The sequence below is a fragment of the Kitasatospora putterlickiae genome (assembly GCF_039527695.1).
Classification (GTDB): Bacteria; Actinomycetota; Actinomycetes; order Streptomycetales; family Streptomycetaceae; genus Kitasatospora; species Kitasatospora putterlickiae.
Map to the genome: position 1 here is coordinate 19027 of NZ_BAAAKJ010000198.1, position 1694 is coordinate 20720.

A 1694-nucleotide genomic window follows, 5' to 3' on the forward strand; every position below is an offset into this window, starting at 1 on the left:
GCCGCGAGCGTCCACCCGACCTCACGGATGGCGTGCACTGCCGGACCTCCCGCCCCCTGCCGAGCCCGGGAGCCGTGCCGGGTCGCGGGCGCTCAGCCGCCTGGTTGCCGCAGCAGTGTGCGGGTTGCGCGCTGGCCGCGCTGCGCTCCGGCCGTGAGCGTCCGCCCGACCTCGTGGATGGCGTGCACCGCCGCCCGTTCAGTGCTCGGCCCCGCCCGGGAGGTGAGCCGTGCGTGCCGTGCCGGATCGCGGCCGCTCAGCCGCCTTGTTACCGCAGCAGCGCACAGGCCGCACGCTCGCCGCGCTGCGCTCCGGCCGCGAGCGTCCACCCGACCTCACGGATGGCGTGCACTGCCGGACCTCCCGCCCCCTGCCGCGACCGGGAGCCGTGCCGGGGCACGGTCGCTCAGGCGCTCGGCTGCCGCGGCAGTGCGCAGGTTGCGCGCTGGCTGCGCTGCGCTCCGGCTGCGAGCGTCCGCCCGACCTCGCGGATGGTGTGTACCGCCGCCCGTTCCGTGCTCGGCCCCGCCCGGGAGCCGTGCCGGGGCGGTCCGGGGCGCGGTCGCTCAGGCGCTCGGCTGCCGCGGCAGTGCGCAGGTTGCGCGCTGGCTGCGCTGCGCTCCGGCCGCGAGCGTCCACCCGACCTCACGGATGGTGTGCACCGCCGGAGCTCCCGCCCCTGCCGCGCCCGGGAGCCGTGCCGTGCCGAGCCGGGCCGCGGCCGCTCAGCCGCTCGGCTGCCGCAGCAGTGCGCAGGTCGCGCGCTCGCCGCGCTGCGCTCCGGCCGCGAGTGCCCGCCCGACCTCGCGGATGGCGTGCACCGCTGCCCGCTCCGTGCTCGGGCCGAGCGCCACGTCCCAGTGCGCGATCACCGCGTACGCCACCCGCCGGGTGCCGATCAGTACCCCGGTGTCGGCCCGCACTCCGGTGTCGGTTCCGGTCTTGTTGGCGACCAGCAGCCCGCCGGGCAGCGGATCGGGGAAGCACTCCGCGTACGGGTCGTGCTGGACGAGCGCCGGCACCAGCCCGTGGTCGGTGTTGGAGCGCATCCACGCCAGCAGCCGCGCCGACGCGCCGGGCGTGACCAGGTCGCCCCGGACGGCCAGCGCGACCAGCCGCGCGAGGTCCCGGGCGGTCCCGGTGGCGAACACCGGCGGCACGCCGGGCCCGCGGACGTCCCGGACCCGGTCGTGCAGGGTGAGCCGCTCCAGTCCGAGCTCCCGGGCCAGCCGTTCGGTGGCGGGCAGACCGACCGTTCGCAGCAGCGCGTTGGTGGCCGTGTTGTCGCTGACCGAGGCGGTCAGCCAGGCCAGATCCTCGACGGTCCACCCGCACGGGTTCCCGCCGGCTCCCCGGTGGGCGAGTCGCCGCAGCAGCCCGGTGCCCCCGACCACGTCCTCGTCCTCGATCGGCACCACCGTGTCCGCCCGCAGCTCTCCGGCGTCCAGCCGGCGCGCCACCTCGGCGAGCAGCAGCAGCTTGGACGTGCTGGCGACCGGCAGCACCACCGTGTCGTCCACCCCGACCGAACCGCCCGCCCCGGACCCGCCGCCCGCCCCGGACCCGGCCGTCAGCGCCATGCCCAGGCCCGTGCCCAGGCCCGTGCCCGCGCCCGCGCCCACGTCCGAGCCCGCGTCCACATCCACATCCACCGCCGCGACCGCCAGGGTCAACGGCAGCGCGGCCGCCGACCT

Annotated in this window: 1 protein-coding gene; it reads right to left on the reverse strand. The window is 77.9% G+C overall.

Annotation, left to right across the window (positions count from 1 at the left end):
- Window positions 1–725: 725 nt before the first annotated feature.
- The coding region (locus tag ABD308_RS19855) for a serine hydrolase (protein ID WP_344337135.1) at window positions 726–1694 on the reverse strand (969 nt) is incomplete at its 5' end.